Source organism: Bacterioplanes sp. CLAM21 (assembly GCF_059641015.1).
In genome coordinates this window covers 1,235,074-1,251,756 of record NZ_CM184929.1, presented here as the reverse complement: position 1 = coordinate 1,251,756, position 16,683 = coordinate 1,235,074, and the positions used below count along the sequence as shown (strand labels likewise).

17 protein-coding genes are annotated in these 16,683 nt (G+C 52.0%); 9 read left to right on the top strand and 8 right to left on the bottom strand.

Annotated features, from left to right (window positions below; translation table 11 throughout):
* Nucleotides 1-111 precede the first annotated feature (111 nt).
* The 3 genes from AC55FS_RS05940 to AC55FS_RS05930 all read left to right on the top strand — a co-directional run bounded on the left by AC55FS_RS05940 (nucleotide 112) and on the right by AC55FS_RS05930 (nucleotide 3,131).
* Nucleotides 112-1,137, top strand: coding sequence for an AraC family transcriptional regulator (locus tag AC55FS_RS05940; protein ID WP_496935150.1), 1,026 nt, complete (start codon nucleotides 112-114; stop codon nucleotides 1,135-1,137).
* 238 nt (nucleotides 1,138-1,375) lie between these two features.
* On the top strand, nucleotides 1,376-2,617 hold the full coding sequence (locus tag AC55FS_RS05935) for a glycosyltransferase family 4 protein (RefSeq protein ID WP_496935149.1): 1,242 nt from the start codon (nucleotides 1,376-1,378) through the stop codon (nucleotides 2,615-2,617).
* Entirely contained in the window at nucleotides 2,553-3,131 is a 579-nt protein-coding gene (locus AC55FS_RS05930; protein WP_496935148.1) for a phosphatase PAP2 family protein, read from the top strand. Before AC55FS_RS05935 ends, AC55FS_RS05930 begins: the two co-directional genes overlap by 65 nt.
* A gap of 94 nt (nucleotides 3,132-3,225) precedes the next feature.
* Here the strand turns inward: AC55FS_RS05930 and dinB are convergent, their stop codons facing one another.
* Nucleotides 3,226-4,254 carry a DNA polymerase IV gene (gene dinB, locus AC55FS_RS05925; RefSeq protein WP_496935147.1) on the bottom strand — a complete coding sequence of 343 codons (1,029 nt, stop codon included), beginning with the start codon at nucleotides 4,252-4,254 and terminating at the stop codon, nucleotides 3,226-3,228.
* A 197-nt stretch (nucleotides 4,255-4,451) separates the two neighbouring features.
* On the opposite strand from dinB, the gene AC55FS_RS05920 reads away from it, so the two are divergent.
* The 6 genes from AC55FS_RS05920 (at nucleotide 4,452) to AC55FS_RS05895 (ending at nucleotide 8,689) form a co-directional block, all read left to right on the top strand.
* Complete coding sequence (locus AC55FS_RS05920; protein WP_496935146.1) at nucleotides 4,452-4,817, top strand: HopJ type III effector protein; 366 nt, start codon at nucleotides 4,452-4,454, stop codon at nucleotides 4,815-4,817.
* The gene (gene minC / locus AC55FS_RS05915) at nucleotides 4,814-5,467 is read left to right on the top strand and encodes a septum site-determining protein MinC (RefSeq protein WP_496935145.1); all 654 of its coding nucleotides are present in this window, start codon (nucleotides 4,814-4,816) and stop codon (nucleotides 5,465-5,467) included. The genes AC55FS_RS05920 and minC overlap by 4 nt, the downstream gene beginning before the upstream one ends.
* Nucleotides 5,468-5,517: 50 nt before the next feature.
* Nucleotides 5,518-6,324: a septum site-determining protein MinD gene (minD, locus tag AC55FS_RS05910; protein ID WP_496935144.1), complete on the top strand. Its 807-nt coding sequence runs from the start codon at nucleotides 5,518-5,520 to the stop codon at nucleotides 6,322-6,324.
* Nucleotide 6,325: 1 nt separating this feature from the next.
* A complete protein-coding gene (gene minE / locus AC55FS_RS05905; RefSeq protein WP_496935143.1) occupies nucleotides 6,326-6,583 on the top strand; it encodes a cell division topological specificity factor MinE in 258 nt (85 codons plus the stop codon).
* Between the two features lie 63 nt (nucleotides 6,584-6,646).
* Nucleotides 6,647-6,967 carry a peptidylprolyl isomerase gene (locus AC55FS_RS05900; protein ID WP_496935142.1) on the top strand — a complete coding sequence of 107 codons (321 nt, stop codon included), beginning with the start codon at nucleotides 6,647-6,649 and terminating at the stop codon, nucleotides 6,965-6,967.
* Nucleotides 6,968-6,970: 3 nt separating this feature from the next.
* The gene (locus AC55FS_RS05895; RefSeq protein ID WP_496935141.1) at nucleotides 6,971-8,689 is read left to right on the top strand and encodes an ABC transporter substrate binding protein; all 1,719 of its coding nucleotides are present in this window, start codon (nucleotides 6,971-6,973) and stop codon (nucleotides 8,687-8,689) included.
* On the opposite strand, the gene AC55FS_RS05890 is transcribed toward AC55FS_RS05895, so the two are convergent.
* The 7 genes from AC55FS_RS05890 to dtd all read right to left on the bottom strand — a co-directional run bounded on the left by AC55FS_RS05890 (nucleotide 8,669) and on the right by dtd (nucleotide 16,546).
* Nucleotides 8,669-9,055, bottom strand: coding sequence for a hypothetical protein (locus AC55FS_RS05890; protein ID WP_496935140.1), 387 nt, complete (start codon nucleotides 9,053-9,055; stop codon nucleotides 8,669-8,671). The genes AC55FS_RS05895 and AC55FS_RS05890 overlap by 21 nt on opposite strands.
* Nucleotides 9,042-12,200 carry an efflux RND transporter permease subunit gene (locus AC55FS_RS05885; protein WP_496935139.1) on the bottom strand — a complete coding sequence of 1,053 codons (3,159 nt, stop codon included), beginning with the start codon at nucleotides 12,198-12,200 and terminating at the stop codon, nucleotides 9,042-9,044. Before AC55FS_RS05885 ends, AC55FS_RS05890 begins: the two co-directional genes overlap by 14 nt.
* Nucleotides 12,181-13,722 carry a pentapeptide repeat-containing protein gene (locus AC55FS_RS05880; RefSeq protein ID WP_496935138.1) on the bottom strand — a complete coding sequence of 514 codons (1,542 nt, stop codon included), beginning with the start codon at nucleotides 13,720-13,722 and terminating at the stop codon, nucleotides 12,181-12,183. Before AC55FS_RS05880 ends, AC55FS_RS05885 begins: the two co-directional genes overlap by 20 nt.
* Entirely contained in the window at nucleotides 13,719-15,050 is a 1,332-nt protein-coding gene (locus tag AC55FS_RS05875) for a TolC family protein (protein WP_496935137.1), read from the bottom strand. Before AC55FS_RS05875 ends, AC55FS_RS05880 begins: the two co-directional genes overlap by 4 nt.
* A gap of 117 nt (nucleotides 15,051-15,167) precedes the next feature.
* A complete protein-coding gene (locus tag AC55FS_RS05870) occupies nucleotides 15,168-15,527 on the bottom strand; it encodes a hypothetical protein (RefSeq protein ID WP_496935136.1) in 360 nt (119 codons plus the stop codon).
* A gap of 104 nt (nucleotides 15,528-15,631) precedes the next feature.
* Nucleotides 15,632-16,015 carry a SirB2 family protein gene (locus AC55FS_RS05865; RefSeq protein ID WP_496935135.1) on the bottom strand — a complete coding sequence of 128 codons (384 nt, stop codon included), beginning with the start codon at nucleotides 16,013-16,015 and terminating at the stop codon, nucleotides 15,632-15,634.
* A gap of 96 nt (nucleotides 16,016-16,111) precedes the next feature.
* Nucleotides 16,112-16,546: a D-aminoacyl-tRNA deacylase gene (gene dtd, locus AC55FS_RS05860; protein WP_496935134.1), complete on the bottom strand. Its 435-nt coding sequence runs from the start codon at nucleotides 16,544-16,546 to the stop codon at nucleotides 16,112-16,114.
* Nucleotides 16,547-16,683: the final 137 nt, after the last annotated feature.

Genomic DNA, 16,683 nt, shown 5'->3' with positions numbered 1-16,683 from the left:
AACTGGGTTGATTTACGACAAAAGCCTGTCATGCTAGCAGCGACAAACAGGCGCCTTTTCGCCATAGAAAGGGCCTGCCACAGGCTGACTATAACAATAATTGGTAACAGCATGATTAGAGGTACGTGGAGCCTAACCGAGCCGTTGGTGCCGGTTAACATCCCTGCGACTTTGGTGCGCGTTGGCGAAAGTAAGGGCATCAGCACAGAGACCTTGCTACAGAATACTGGCTTGAGTGCAGATATTTTTGGCGATCCCAGTGCTCGGCTGACCTATCAGCAAGTGCTGTCGCTGGCTGAAAATCTGATACGAGCCTGTCCCGATAACAGCCTTGGTTTAGACATAGGCGAAGCCATCAAAATTAACCAGTTTGGTATGCTCGGTTACGCCATTATGAGCTGCGAAAACATTCGCAGTGCGCTGCAGCTCGGATTGCGCTTTCACCCTTTGGTCGATCCCGCGTTTACCTTTGAAGTCGTTGAGCACGCTGATCATGCCGCCGTTCGACTGACCACCCATATTCCCATCGAGCACATATATCGCATGTTATGCGATTTGTTTGTGGTGAATTTCACCTGTCTGGCGCGTTTTTTGACCGGCCGTCAGCTGCAGCCTCTGGCGGTTCATCTAAATCACCCACGACCCGATTATGCCAGTCGCTATCAAGAGTTCTTTAACTGCCCGGTGTTGTTTGATCAGCCACGCACTGAGTTAGTGTTTGAACACGCGATTCTCAATGAACCGGTGCAAATGGCCGACCAAGCCACGGCAGCCATGGCAGAAAATCAGTGCGAGGAAATTCTCGCTCGGTTAGGACCCAAAGAAGGCATAGTGGCAAAAGTTCGGCGCATACTGCTGCGCAACCCTGGCCAGTTCCCTCCGGTAGACATAGTAGCGGGCCAACTAGCAACGTCGACCAGAACACTCAGCCGCAGCCTACAAGAAGTGGGCACCTCCTATCAGCGTATTCTCGACGAAGTGCGCAAGGAAATGGCGATCGAATATCTGCGCACGTCAAAGCTGCCGATTGAAGAAATCGCCGCGTTGGTGGGTTACAGCGACCCATCGAATTTTCGCAAAGCCTTTAGGCGCTGGACCCAGCATGCGCCGTCTTATTACCGCGAAGACCGTCACTAGGGCCTGTTAACGCAATTTAGCTCTTTGCTGCTGGACGTCAGCTGTTTGAGGCATGAGGAGCGTGGTTTAACCGGCGAATAAGCAATGAATAACGCTACTCAGGGGAAGAGGGCTTCAGCTTATAACAGCGTGATCGAAATAGTGTTAACAGGCCGTAACATCAAATAATTAACCCGCCTTCACCAGACTGTCACTGCACTGCAAAAGAACTGTCACAGATAAGGAAGACAGTAGGAATATGCTGATTAAAAGCGATATTCCTATGTCTGCCTGTTTGCATCGTGTGTGCATTGTCACCGAAACCTTCGCCCCGGAAATAAATGGTGTCGCCCACACCCTCAGTCACCTGGTCAATGGTCTGATTGACCATGGCATCGATGTGCAAGTGATTCGACCAAAACAAACGGCTGACAATAAACCGAGTGGCCCCTCTCCATGGCAAACGGTGACTTTGCCCGGACTGCCCATTCCAGGCTACCAGCAACTCAGTTTTGGTTTGCCCTGGCACGAAAAAGTCAAAAAAGCCCTGGCTCAGTTCAAGCCACAAGCCCTGTATGTTGCCACAGAAGGTCCTATGGGGCTGGCCGCTCTCAAGGCAGCAAAGCGCTTGTCGATTCCGGTAGTGAGTGGCTTTCACACCAATTTTCATCAATACATTGAACACTATCGCTTGGGCATTTTGCAGCCATTGGCCTATCGCTATTTACGCTACTTTCATAACCGCACTCACGCCACTTTGGTACCCACAGCCAATCAACGTGAACAGCTGATACAGCACGGCTTTCAGCGGGTGCAGCGATTGTCACGCGGTGTCGACAGCCAGTTATTTCATCCGCACAAACGAGACCTTAAGCTTCGGCAGCAGTGGCACGCCAAGGATGATGATCTGGTGCTGCTGTATGTCGGCCGCATTGCCGGAGAAAAAAATCTGCCGTTAGCAGTGCAAACCTATTTGCATTTAAAGTCGTTGGACAGTCGCGTCAAGCTGGTATTGGTCGGTGACGGCCCTGAGCTTGCTGGGCTGCAATCACAACACCCGGATATTATCTGCTGTGGCATGCAAACAGGGGACGCTCTGGCACGTCACTATGCCAGCGGCGACGTATTTTTATTTCCCAGTAAAACCGACACTTTTGGCAATGTGGTAATGGAAGCCATGGCCAGTGGTTTGGCTGTCGTCAGCTTTGATTACGCCGCTGCTCACGAACATATTCGCCATGCTGACAACGGCCTGCTGGTGCCCTTTGCCGACGAGCCTGCCTTTATTCAGCAAACTGCCATTTTAGCCGACAGCCCCAACCTGCTGCGGCGTATACGCCAACAAGCTCGAGTCCACGCCGAGAGCGTTAGCTGGAGCAGCATTGTGAATGATTTTTGCCAACGCCTGAGTCAGGCCTGCCAGGAGGTAGATAGCCATGCCAATGAGCAAAAGCATCACCCCAAGAGCCGCACTTCTGTTCCACAAAGCGGATCGCTTTGAACTGAATCTGTGTCAGACGTTAAATGCCTTTGCCAGCATTCGTCCCCTGCGTTTGTTTTTTAAGGCCATTAGCCGCTTGGGAGATGGTGTATTTTGGTACAGCTTACTGCTTTCCGTTATCGTCTTTCACGGTTGGCAAGGCCTTTATATTGCCGCTCATATTGTTGTCTGCGGACTGTTGTCGGTACTGCTGTATCGACAGTTAAAGAATCGCCTGGTCAGACAGCGACCGTACATTTCCTGGCAGGCCATCGAGGCACATATTGCCCCGTTAGATCGCTACAGCTTTCCGTCAGGGCACACCATGAATGCCGTTAATTTTGCGCTGTTGTTTTCCTTTTTTTACCCACCCTTAGCATGGCTGGTGGTTCCGTTTGCCATATTGGTCGGGTTCTCACGCATTATTTTAGGCATGCACTACCCCACCGATGTGCTGGTGGGCGCTGCCCTGGGCCTTGGTATCAGCATGGGCTCACTGTGGTATTGGCCGCACGGCATGTTTGCGGCTTTCTAATCGCCAGTGTTCTGAAGGTTGTTTCTAGATAGAACTGCGCTGTGGATCAGCATTAAAGTAAGGACATGGGGCCAAATATCGCTAAACGAGCCAGTCAAAATAACGATAACTGCTGCTTATTACCATCAGCAATACGACCACCAATGCCCAACAGTCGCACACCCTGCGAGCTGCGTTGCAGCGCACGCTTGAACAACTGTTCAAAACCTTGGGCATTGGCTTCGATTAAATGATCGGCCAAGGTGGTCTGGCGAAAATCAGCAAATTTAACTTTTACAAACGGCGCCAATGGCACACCTTCCAAGCCAGCTTGCTGCACCCTTTGTTGCCAGCGTTGCAGCAGCATAGGCAACTGTTGCAAACAAGGCTCGATGCCCATCAAATCATCTAGAAAGGTCTTTTCAATACTGATGGATTTTCGCACTCGCTCAGCACGTAGAGGCCTATTGTCGATACCCCTACAGCGCTCATACAAAGCAGCGCCACTGCGACCAAAGTGACGTACCAGCTCAGCTTGAGGCCACAGCTGAGCATCGCCGCAGGTGCTAATGCCGTGTTTTTGTAACCGCTGCTCAAACGCTGGCCCCACTCCAGGTATCCGCCTGACGGGTAGCGGCAATAAAAAATCGGCTATATGCTCAGGTGCAATCACGTATTGGCCGTCGGGTTTATTCCAGTCGCTGGCCACCTTAGCCAAGAATTTATTCACCGATATTCCAGCCGATACAGTGATACCCAGCTGCTGGCGAATTTGCTGGCGCAAGCTCTGTGCTAGCTGACTGGCGGACTCCTGCTGATCCACTTCCAAATACGCTTCATCAATCGATACCTGCTCAAACTGAGCGGCACTGGCGCGTAAAATATCCATGACCTGATTCGAGACTTGCTTATATAGCGCCATACGTGACGGCATCAACACCAATGCCGGACAGAGCTTAAGTGCGTATGCAACCGGCATAGCAGAGCGTACGCCGTAACTGCGCGCCAGATAATTGCAGGTAGAAATAACCCCTCGGCGCTGACGTCCACCAATGGCCATAGGCACCTGAGTCAATTCAGGATTATCACGCATTTCTACCGCAGCGAAAAAACAATCGCAGTCGACATGAATGATTTTACGCATGAGATGACCGAAGACTGTATATAAAAACAGTATAGTACTGCGTATTGCCACCCACTAACAGCCGCAGGTAGAGTGATAGCCTGTATTGTCCTGATAGAACGCATCACCCATCAAATGCCATGACGGTTGTAGGGTGCCCGCTATCGGACGTTTCTTAAAAGCTCAGCCACCTCAGTCTGAGCCACAAGGATTCTTTTATGACGGATTTTGCCCAAGCCCATCAAGCGTTTCTCACCAGCTTGCAGTCTGGTCAGCATGAATTCGCAACCACATTGACCTTTATTGAACATTGGTTTGAGTTCACGCCAACAGCCTTCAGCAATGGGACGGTTGAGAATAACGACCATCAAAATCAAGGCAGCTGCCAAGTGTTAGCGCTGGCAGAGCTGCTGCAGTTTGATGATCAGCAAACACTATTGTGTTTTGGTGAACACTACCGCGACGTGCTCGCCACGCCCGATGTCGATAATCATCACAATCTGCGCCGCTTAATCCGCGACGGCCGCCGTGACATCCAATTTGAACGCTTTCCACTCACACCCAAAGCCGGAACGCAGCTATGAGCGATAGCGCCTTTGTATTAAAGGCCGGCACAGTGGCATTGACCACGCTGGTGTTGCAGCAGCAAGACTTGGCCACGTTCGAGGCTGAGCTGCAGCGAAAACAAGCGGAAGCGCCAGCCTTATTCAACCGCCTGCCTTGTGCGTTAGATGTGGAGAAGCTCGACCCTGGTCAAGCACTTGAGCCCTTGCTGAGCCTGTGCCGCCAATATGGTTTGTTACCCATCGCCGTACGCAACGCCAATAGCGATTGGCAGCCGCAACTGCAGGCATTGGGATTGGCCGACTTAGGTCGGCAATCTGCTAAGAGCAGTCAAAAAGACGGGGCCAGCCGTCGAGTAAAAGTACACACTGGCAACGTTCGATCAGGCCAGCAACTGCATTTTGACGGTGATTTAATTGTGCTTGGTATGGTTAGTGCTGGTGCAGAAATTCTGGCCTGTGGCGATATTCATATTTATGGCCCATTGCGTGGCCGCGCGCTGGCCGGCATAAAGGGGGATCAAAACGCCGTGGTTTCGTGCCAGCAATTTGATGCCGAACTGGTAGCTATTGCCGGTCAGTACCGGCTGTTTGATGAAGCGCCGTTACAGCCATCCAGTGCGGTGGTCGTCACCTTGGAAGATGGCAACTTGAACATCACCGGTGTTTAGGAAATACTGCCAAAAACCTGATCGCTACCGCATCTGTAAGGAACAGTCTCTTGGCTAAAGTAATCGTAATCACCTCTGGCAAAGGAGGCGTTGGCAAAACCACCACCAGCGCCGCATTCGCAACCGCATTGGCGATGCGAGGCCACCGTACCGTGGTCATTGATTTCGATGTTGGCCTGCGCAACCTGGATTTGGTCATGGGCTGCGAGCGTCGAGTCGTCTATGACTTCGTCAATGTGGTGCAAAATGAAGCCAATCTTAAGCAAGCACTGATCAAAGATAAAAAGCTCGATAAGCTATTTATCTTGCCTGCGTCACAAACACGCGACAAAGACGCCTTATCAGCCGAAGGAGTGGAGCGGGTACTGAATGAGTTAAAAGCGGAGTTCGATTATATCGTCTGCGACTCACCGGCAGGTATAGAACACGGTGCTCATATGGCGCTGTATTTCGCCGAAGAAGCCGTCATTGTCACCAATCCGGAAGTGTCTTCGGTGCGCGACTCCGATCGTATTATTGGTATTTTACAAAGCAAATCACGCCTAGCTGAGCAAGGTGGCAGCGTGAAAGAGCACCTGTTACTAACACGCTATAACCCAGAACGGGTGGAGCGTGGCGATATGCTGTCGGTCAGCGACGTGGAAGAAATTCTGGCTGTGCCGCTGTTGGGGGTTATTCCAGAATCTGAAGCCGTACTCAGAGCTTCCAACCAAGGTGTGCCTGTGGTCTACGATGGCGACAGTGATGCGGGTCAGGCTTATGACGATGCCGTCGCCCGTTATCTTGGTGAAGACCGTCCACATCGCTTCCTCGAGAAGCAGAAGAAAGGCTTCCTGCAACGAGTCTTCGGGGGCTGATATGAGCTTATTGGATTTATTCCGCAAGGAAGAACGTTCGTCCGCCAGTGTTGCAAAAGAGCGTTTGCGGGTGTTGGTCGCCCATGACCGTTTGCGTAACAACGGGCCAGATTATCTGCCACAATTACAGCAGGAAATACTGGCCGTCATTCGCAAATATGTGGCCATTGACGATCAAGACGTTAACGTTCAGCTCGAGCATCAGGGCAATACGTCTGTGCTGGAGTTGAACGTAACCTTACCGGACGAGCACGACTAGTCTGACAGCAGCCACCTGTCGCTTGAGCTATCTTTAGCGACAGGTGTCGCTTAGGAGTGCATCATGACCGCCATTGCTATACACCACATATTGCTGCGCAGTGAATGGTTGGCCCGGGACCTGCTGCAAGAGCTGCACTTAGGTGCCAGCTTTGAAGATTTGGCCGCCGAGCATTCAGCCTGCGCCAGCCGCCACCACCAAGGTTTTGCTGGATACCACCACCCAGATCAGCTACCGCCTAATCTGGCCCATGCGCTGCAACAATGGGACGGTCAGCAAAGCATTTTGGGGCCAATCAAAACCGATCTGGGTTTTCATTTACTGCGCCCTGTTAGCCTACCGCCACGGCCTGTGGTCGACGACGTCCACGGCATCAGTGAGTAACACATGCGATGGCTGATGCTGGCGCTGTTTATCGTTGCCAGTTACTGTCAGGCCCATTCGACCTCGACTCAGCGAGTGCTCATTTTGCACTCTTATCACCAGCAGTTTATTTGGACGGAGCAAATCAATAACGCCCTGCTCGAGCGTCTATCGGAACACCTGCTTCGCGCCAATATTTTTATTGAATATCTCGATGATCGGCGTTTTATCGACGACCCACAGTTACGTCAGTTTCACGCACAACGGCTAACGCACAAATACGCCAGTAAGCCACCCGACCTCATTATCACCAGCGATGATAGCGCGCTAAGTTTGGTATTAAATGAACTGGCCCCTTGGGCGAGAGAAATCCCGCTGGTATTTGGCGGCGTCAATATTCCTGAGCAACACGATCTTAGTGCTCACCCCAATCACACTGGGGTATTTGAAGGTATGGCTATCGAACAAAATCTACAACTAATCCAACAGCTACTGCCCAACACACGTTCCATTGTCCTGATCGCTGATGAGCAGTCGCTGCTCGGTAAACGCATGGCTGAGAGAGCCAAACAACTTATATCCCATTCCCACAAACAACAGTTAACCTTGCTCACTCGCTTTCAAATAAGCGAGCTGTATAAAACGTTACAACAGCTGCCGGATGACAGTGCAGTATTATTATTAGCCATTCATCGCGATGAAGCCGGTCGTTATTTTTCTTACGACCATCACTTACCATCACTCAGCGCCAGCAGTCGTGCCCCTATCTTTGCCATGTGGGGCAACTTAATGATGGGCTACGGCAGTATTGGTGGCGCCATGAACGATGGCCATCGTCACGGTTTAAATATGGCAGAGCGAGCGGTGGCCATACTGCAAGGCACAGATGCGCGTGAACTTGAGGTTATGCAACAAGCCCAATATCTACCTACCTTCGACTATCGGCAGTTACAACGCTTTAATATCCCTTTAGAAAGATTGCCAGCCGATGTCGATCTTCGTTATCAACCCTTGCCTTTTTTACAGCAGCACCAAACCGCCATCATTATTTTGGTGCTGACGGTTTTAATGTTGGTGATTATCATTTCAATTTTGACCATCAATATCCGTCGCCGAGCTAAAGCCGAAGCCCTATGGATGCAATTGCGCCTTGAGCTGGAGCAAAAAGTACAGGCTCGCACCCAAGAATTGGCAGAAAGAAATCAGCAATTATCGCTGTTGTCCGATAACTTGCAGCGCCAAGTCAATACCGATCCTCTGACAGGTATCGCTAATCGACGCTTGGGCAGTAAACGTTTGCAACGTTTATGTACCGGACACATTCGCGACGGCTCTGCACTGACCATTGCCATTATCGACATTGATCACTTTAAACGTATTAACGACCAATTTGGGCATGCCGTGGGCGATGTCGCCTTAGTAGAAATGGCCAGTTTTTTATCCGGCCATATTCGCCCAACCGACACCATCGCTCGCTGGGGAGGAGAAGAGTTTTTGCTGCTGATGCCAAGTACTTCGTTAGCCGAAGCCGAGCATGTATGTGAACGCTTGCGTGATTTAGCAAGACACGTAGCGGTGCACGACAACACCAATGTCACCATCAGCATTGGCGTGGCCAGCCATCAAGCCGGAGAAAGTGATGAAATCCTGCTAGAACGAGCTGATCGTTGTTTATACCAGGCCAAAAGCAATGGCCGTGATCGCGTTATCAGCGAGCAGTGCCTACCCCACTGCAGTGAATAAACTCACCAGTGCTTGCCTGGCATCACTGGCATTGAGGGTCGTGACCCAATCACATCGATGACAAATCCACTGTAAGCCCTCATCACCTTGTGACCACTGCCAGCTTTGCTGATCGTCGCCAAAATCGTCATCGGCCAACCATTGGCAGTCTATTGCTGCAGCGCTGGGCTCTGGATTGATATCGATGGCGCGGCTGTCACGAGCGACGATATTTAACACCGCAAAACGCCTCGGTGCCGACAGAAAATCGCGCTCAACTTCATACACCAAAATATGTGGCGCGATATCGTCACCGCGAGAAACTACCAGGGCATAATCGCCCTGGTGCAAAGGTATAGGCCAACGTGAGATGTCAGGCAGAGTCATGGTTCTGATGTCGTAATTGCCAGCAAGTTAGCCAGTAAAACAAGACTGGCAGCACCAGTAAAGTCAGCATCAAGGCACTGGCGGTACCACCCACCATAGGGGCGGCAATGCGACTCATCACTTCAGAACCGGTGCCCTGGCCTAACATAACGGGCAATAAACCAATGGCAATGGTGGCGACGGTCATAGCAATAGGACGCAAGCGCTGTCCGGCGCCTTGCAACACCGCTGTGCGAACATCACTGGGCGTTAGCCGCTGCTGTCGCGCCTGCTGCTGTTCCACTTGTTGTTGCCAAGCTTGCTGCAAATACACCAGCATGATCACACCAATTTCCACCGCCACGCCGGCCAGTGCAATAAAACCAACGCCCACCGCCACCGACAGATGAAAATCCAATGCCCACAATAGCCAAACACTGCCCACTAACGACAAAGGCACGGTAAGCAAAATCAAAGCAACATCACGTAGCCGCTGAAAAGCCAAATACAGCAATACGGCTACGATCACTAAGGTTAACGGTACGGCTAATTGCAGCTTATTTTGCGCACGCAATAAATATTCATACTGGCCAGACCAGTTTAACGAATAGCCAGCGGGCATTTGCAGCCGCCCATCAGCCAGTGCGGTTTGCACATGCTGTTGTGCTTGCTCGACATAACGTCCCAAATCGACGCCAGCAATATCGATAAATACCCAGCCATTAATGCGTGCATTTTCGCTTTTTATCATGGCAGGGCCAGCGGCAATGTTAATATCAGCAATATCCGCCAGCGCTAACAATTGACCGTTGGGTGCATAAAATATTAGCTGTTTCAGGGCTTCGGGCGAATCACGATAACGCTGTGGCAAACGTACCGATACCGGGTAACGGCGCAGACCATCAACGGCTTGCGTGACGGCTTTTCCCCCAACCGCTGTCGCCAACAGTTGCTGCGCTTGCTGCACCGTTAAGCCGAAGCGTGCCAACTGCTCACGTCGCAGACGAATATCCAAATAGCGACCACTGACCGTGCGCTCAGCGTAAACCGATGTTGTCCCGGGTACATCCGTCATCAGTGTTTCTAGCTGCTGGCCTATGGCCTGAATCTGATTTAAATCATCGCCGGCTATCTTAATGCCGACCGGGGTTTTGATACCGGTGGCGAGCATATCAATGCGAGTTCGAATCGGCATGACCCAGGCGTTACTCAACCCCGGGAAATGCACCTTACGATCCAGCTCTTGTTTAATATCATCCAGGGTAACGCCTTCTCGCCACTGCTCCCTTGGCTTAAGCTGAATAAAGCTTTCGATCATGGTCAAAGGTGCAGGATCGGTAGCGCTATCGGCGCGGCCAATTTTACCCAGCACATTTTCGACCTCTGGTACTGAACCAATTAAGCGGTCGGTTTGCTGCAATATTTGCCGCGCTTCAGCCACCGATAAGCCCGGATAGGTGGTGGGCATATACATTAAGTCGCCTTCATCCAGGGGCGGCATAAATTCCGACCCTAATTGTTTCATTGGCCACCAGGCTGACAGAGCCATAACGATCACCAGCAACAAGGTGGTTTTAGGAAAATGTAATGCTTGTTTTAACACCGGCGTATAAAGTGCCGTTAATAGCCGATTCAGCGGATTACTTTTTTCTGCCTTAATCGGCCCGCGCACTAAATAGCCTATTAATACCGGCACTAAGGTAATGGCCAACATTGCCGCAGCGGCCATGGCATAGGTTTTGGTATAGGCCAAGGGGGCAAACAAACGCCCTTCTTGGGCTTCCAGCATAAATACCGGAATAAAACTTAAGGTAATAATCAGCAAGCTGAAAAACAGCGCTGGGCCTACTTGTTGTGCACTGCTAATCACGCCTTGCCAACGATCAGCGTCCGTTTTGGGCGGGTAGCGCTCCAGGTACTTGTGATAGTTTTCAATCATCACAATGGCACCATCCACCATGGCACCGATGGCTATGGCAATCCCCCCAAGAGACATAATATTGGCATTAATGCCTTGCCAGCGCATAAACACAAAGGCCGCCAAAATTCCCAGTGGCAAACTCAATACAATCACCAATGACGAACGCAGATGAAATAAAAACAGCGCGCACACCAGCGCCACCATCACAAATTCCATGCTGAGTTTGTTCCATAAGTTATTCACCGCCCGATCGATAAGCGCAGTGCGATCGTACACTGGCACAACCTCTACGCCCTCTGGCAAAGACGATTTAAGCTGCAGCAGCTTGTCTTTTACCGCGCTAATAACGGCCCTAGCATTTTCACCCGAACGCATCACAATAATGCCGCCAACCACTTCGCCATGGCCGTTTAGTTCAGCAATGCCACGGCGCATTTGCGGCACTTCCAACACGTCGGCAATATCACGCACCAGCACTGGTAAACCCTGGTTATTGTGGCTGACACCGATATTTAATAAGTCGTCGGCAGTGCGAATCAGACCATGGCTGCGCAACATGTATTCTGCTTCGGCCAGCTCAACAACAGACGCCCCAGTATCCTGATTGGCCTGCTGTAATGCGGTAATGACCTTAGCCACCGACAAACCGTGGGCCATTAGCCGCTGTGGTTTGAGTCGCAATTGAAACTGGCGTTGCATACCACCCAGAGCCGCCACTTCAGAAACTCCCGCCACGGTTTGCAGCTCGTAGCGTAAAAACCAATCTTGTAAATCGCGCAAATCGGCCAGGTCATGCTGACCACTGGTGTCTTGCAGTGCATATAAATACACCCAACCGACACCACTGGCATCCGGACCTAAGGCCGGTTTTACCCCTTCAGGCAAAGCATCGTTAGCTTGGTTTAAATACTCCAGCACCCGCGAACGCGCCCAATACAAATCGGTATTGTCATCAAAAATAACGTAAACAAAGGAGTCACCAAAAAACGAATAGCCGCGTACAGTTTTGGCACCCGGCACCGACATTAATGCTGAGGTTAACGGGTAAGTCACCTGCTCCTGCACCACCTCGGGAGCTTGCCCTGGATATGGCGTGCGCACTATGACCTGCACGTCGGATAAATCAGGAATGGCATCCACCGGTGTGGTGCGCAGCGCCTGTAAGCCAATCACCACCAAAATCGCACTTAACAGCAGTACCAATACCCGTTGCTGCACCGAGGCTTCAATGATGCGCTGAATCATGCTTTGCTCCTTGATCTTTTGCTGGCTGAGCCGCGTGATTCATATTGGAGTGATCCATGTTCGAGTGATCCATGCCCGAATGATCCATGTTCGAATGATCCATGTTCGAATGATCCATGTTCGAATGATCCATGTTCGAGTGATCCATGTTCGAGTGATCCATGTTCGAGTGATCCATGTTCGAGTGATCCATGTTCGAATGATCCATGTTCGAATGATCCATATTCGAATGATCCATGCCCGAATGATCCATGCCCGAATGATCCATGCCCGAATGATCCATGTTCGAATGATCCATCTTCGAGTGATCCATATTCGAGTGATCCATGCCTGAGTGATCCTGCTTGGCGTAGCGCAATAAATCCGAATCAATCATGGATTCTGAATCAATCAGGAACTGCGCCGAGGTCACCACCACATCGTTAGCACCGAGGCCTTGCAGCACCTCCACGGCCGTATGGCTGCGCCGGCCAGCCACTACAGCCACCGATTTAAAGGTATCGTCAGCCAGCCTCACCACAGCGCGCGTTTGCACACCGTCGTCAATCAATGCCTGGGCCGGAATTTGCAACACTGGCTCACTCTCAGAAACCCAACGTGCCTCAACCCAATCGCCGGGCATCAAACCATGCTCGCCGGAAATACTGGCTTGAATGCGTTGCCGTCCTTGCTGGTTGGCCAGCGGCGCAAGGGAGTGCAGCTCGGTATTTTGCCAATCGCCCGATGCGCTGCGTACCTGCAACTCGGCTTGGCTCAAGTCCGTTGCCAATGCTTGGCCAGCCACCTGAACCTGCAGCCACACCCGGCTCGGGTCGGTAATACGCAGTAAGGTTTGACCCGGGCGAATTTGCTGCCCTAACGCCAGCGGCATATCCAGCAGCAAACCCGCTTGCGGCGCTGTAATGGCGACCTGCTGCTGAATCTTGCCTGCGCGGCGTACGTTTTGAATCCATTCGCTGCTCATGCCCAACGCCCGCAGGCGTTCACGCGCGCCTTTCAGCATGGCTCCGCGCGCACTCAACAGCTCCTGTTGGGCGGTGACCAACTCAGGGCTATAAATGCTCAGCAGTGGCTGACCTTCGCTAACGCCATCGCCGGCAGCATTGACCGATAGCGACTCAACCCAACCAGAAAAGCGCACCTGCACCGCTTGGGTGGCTTGCGGATGGGGCAATACTTCCGCCGCGAATAAGCGTTCGTCGCGCCAAGGTGCGCGTTTAACGGGCTGCTGCGTCAGTGCCAACTGATTGGCCAGCTGAGCAGAGATCTTTACGCTACCAGCAGAGTTAGAGGCCGCATCATCTGGGTACACAGGCACCAACTCCATGCCCATCGGCGATAAGCCCGGCTGATCGCGGCGGAAGTTTGGATCCATGGGGGCCACCCAATACAAAGGCTGCGGCTCCGATGGAGCACTGTCGGCTTGGGTCGTGGGTTGTGGATAAAAGCGCTGCACCGTCATGGCTAAGGCAGCTCCCACCGCCATGGCTAACATGGTGCGCACAAGGGTACGTTTTTTCATGGCAAGCGCTCCTTATTAGCGTCAGTCGATGGCCGGGCAAACGAAAGGGGGTGGGCATCAAACAACGTCTGAGCCGATGCAATGGGATAGTTATTGTGGAAGTAATTGAGATCGTTGCGACTGAGCCAGAGATCGCGCAATAAGGCCAACGACTGCAATTCGGTATTACTTAACTCCAGTGCTGATTGCACCAGTTCAGCCAGCTCGCTGCGGCCCTGACCATAGCTCGCTAAGTGCAGCTGATATTGCTGCCGCAAACTCGGCAACAACTGTTGCTGCAGATGCTGCCAGCGTTGCGTGAAACCACGAGCGTCGGCCTGACGCGTGGCATAGGCCAAACTTAGGCTGCGCTCACTGTCTTGCAAGGCTGCACTGTCAGCAGCTTGGCGAGCGATGGCGGCGCGCACTTGTCGACTGCTGCGCTCGCCCATCGGCAAGGCCAAGGCCACACCGACGGAGGCAAAGTCACTGCGTGCCATATCCTTGTTGCTGCGCCAGCCGTAGCTAGCATCCAAACGCCAACGCGGCCCTTGCTGTTGCTGTTCAAAAGCCACTCGATTGGCACTGCTGCGCTCAGCCAACTGTGCCAGTTGCCACTGTGGATGCTGACGCCAATCAGGCTGTTCTGCCTCGCGCTTAGAGCCCTCAGATAAGCGCTCTAGCGGCGCTAGCTCAGCCACGTCGGCTTGCAGCCAGTTAGCCAGCTGCGCCTGCAACTGTTGCTGCTGTTGGCGCAAGGTCAATAACCGCTGCTGCAAACGCTGCAATTGCACATCAATGGCCACCACATCCTGCTGACGTGCTTGGCTGCGACCACTTTCATAACGCTGCAGCACCACTTGACGTAATTGCTGCCAACTTTGCTTCTGCTCAGTCAGCTGTTGCTGGGCTTGCCACGCCCAACTGGCTTTGATCCATAAACGTCCTACTTCGCGGCTTAGCCATAGCCGCCGCAACTGTTGCTGCCACTGGGCTTGCTCGGACTGAAGCTGAAAAAACTGTTGCTGCAAGCTGAAGCTATCGCCGCGCGGTAACCATTGCTGCACACCGAGCATAACTTGTGTCATGGGCTCTTGATCTAACGCCCAATCATCCACCGGCACATTGGCCAGTTTGAGTGACAGTATGGGGTCGTCCCATGTGTCTGCGCCGTGCGCCTGTTGCGACGCCGCATCGCTGAGCGCCTGCCAGCGCTGCGCTTGAAAATCTTGTTGCTGGGCACGGTTAAGTGCCTGCTCATAGCTCAAAGGAGCGGCCTGAGCGCTTAAAGCGCTCAGCAATAGCCAGGCAGTCGTTAGCCACCGGCTGATATCTTGAAGTGTCATCATTGGTCTCTGACCCGTTTGAATTCAAACTGAAATAAAACAAACAGGCAGGCGTATAAGCACTATAACAACGGCCTGTACCGACAGACACGAGTCACGGCAAAAAACGCCTGCAGCAGGTCAGAGAATCGGAGGTCGGTAAAGGCTGGCTAAGGCGCCTTTGGGCATCGCTTGAGAATGAAACAAGGGAGACATGCGTTTGCCTGGCCAGTTTGAAGACAGTGGCATGGCGGTGGCCATCGCGCTGGAGCATAAACCATTGCAATGGGGGCAGTCAGACTGGCAATCATGGTCACTGCCGCAGTGATCAGACATCATAGCAATGTCTGCTTGCTGCTCCATGTTGTGACAAGGAGCGACGTCATCGTTGCTTTGCACGCCACTACTGAGATCAGCAACAGGCAATAGCGGCATAGACCAAGCCGCCAACGCCTGAACGTTAAACGCCAGCGCCAGCAAGGTCAGTAGCAGCAACTGCATGCCTGTCTGTCTGAAATGGGCACAGTGCAAAGCACAGTCTCCGATATGAAGTCGTTATAGGATACGCAACGGCTGCATTAAGTTCCAGCCAGTTGCGAGACCCACTATGACGTAATCCAAGGCGCCAGCCATGACAGTGCCGAGTGCATTTTTGCTGCACCAAAGATGTAGGCAAACACCAATATTGCTAAACCGTAAGCCACCAGGCGCTGGCGCTTAATGGCCACGGTGGCGATGCCAATGTAGGCGATCAAACCCAGTACTTTGGCCGTTAACCAGTGCTGCTGCAAAGGATACTGATCGATCACAAAGCACAGCCAGATAGCAAATACCAACAGCGCACTGTCGATCAGGTGCGGCGGAATGCGCAGCCACAGCTTGTGCGCCAACGAAGGTCGCCAATAAAACAACCAAAAGCGCAGGTTAAATAGAATAAAACTCAAATACGCCAAGCCCATATGGCTGGCTTTAATCGCGGTGTAATCCATAAGAAAACGTGTAAACCTTGTGTTGTTGCAATAACAGATGCTTGAGCGACCAAGTGTAAACCCTGATGCTGAGCAACCCTATCGCTGCGACGTTTTTTACACTTCCAGCCAAAACGTGACTGGGCCGTCGTTGGTGAGTGAGACTTTCATATCAGCACCAAAGCGCCCGCTGGCAGTGCTCACTTCATGCTTAGCTAGCTCAACAAATTCATCGTATAGGGCTTCTGCTAAAGCAGGCGCTGCACCTTTGGAAAAGCCTGGACGTGTGCCTTTACGGGTATCCGCCGCCAAAGTGAACTGGGACACTACCAGTAGCTCGCCGTTAATATCCCGCAGGCTGCGATTCATACGTCCTTCATCATCAGAGAAAATGCGATAGCTCAGAACTTTATCCAACAGCTTTTTGGCCTTATCACCGTCATCATCTTTTTGCACCCCTAACAACAGCAAGATGCCATGGCCAATAGCACCGACGGTTTCATTGTCTACCACCACTTGCGCGCTACTAACGCGTTGAATCAATGCAATCATCTAACTTCTCCTGATCTAGTGTCCTGTTGTTGAAAAGATCCCGATATTTCCTGTAAACAGCGCCTTGTACTGACGCTTGTCATTCGCGCTGAACCTATACGAACTTCTGACTCAGGACACTCGGCAGCATAAAGAAA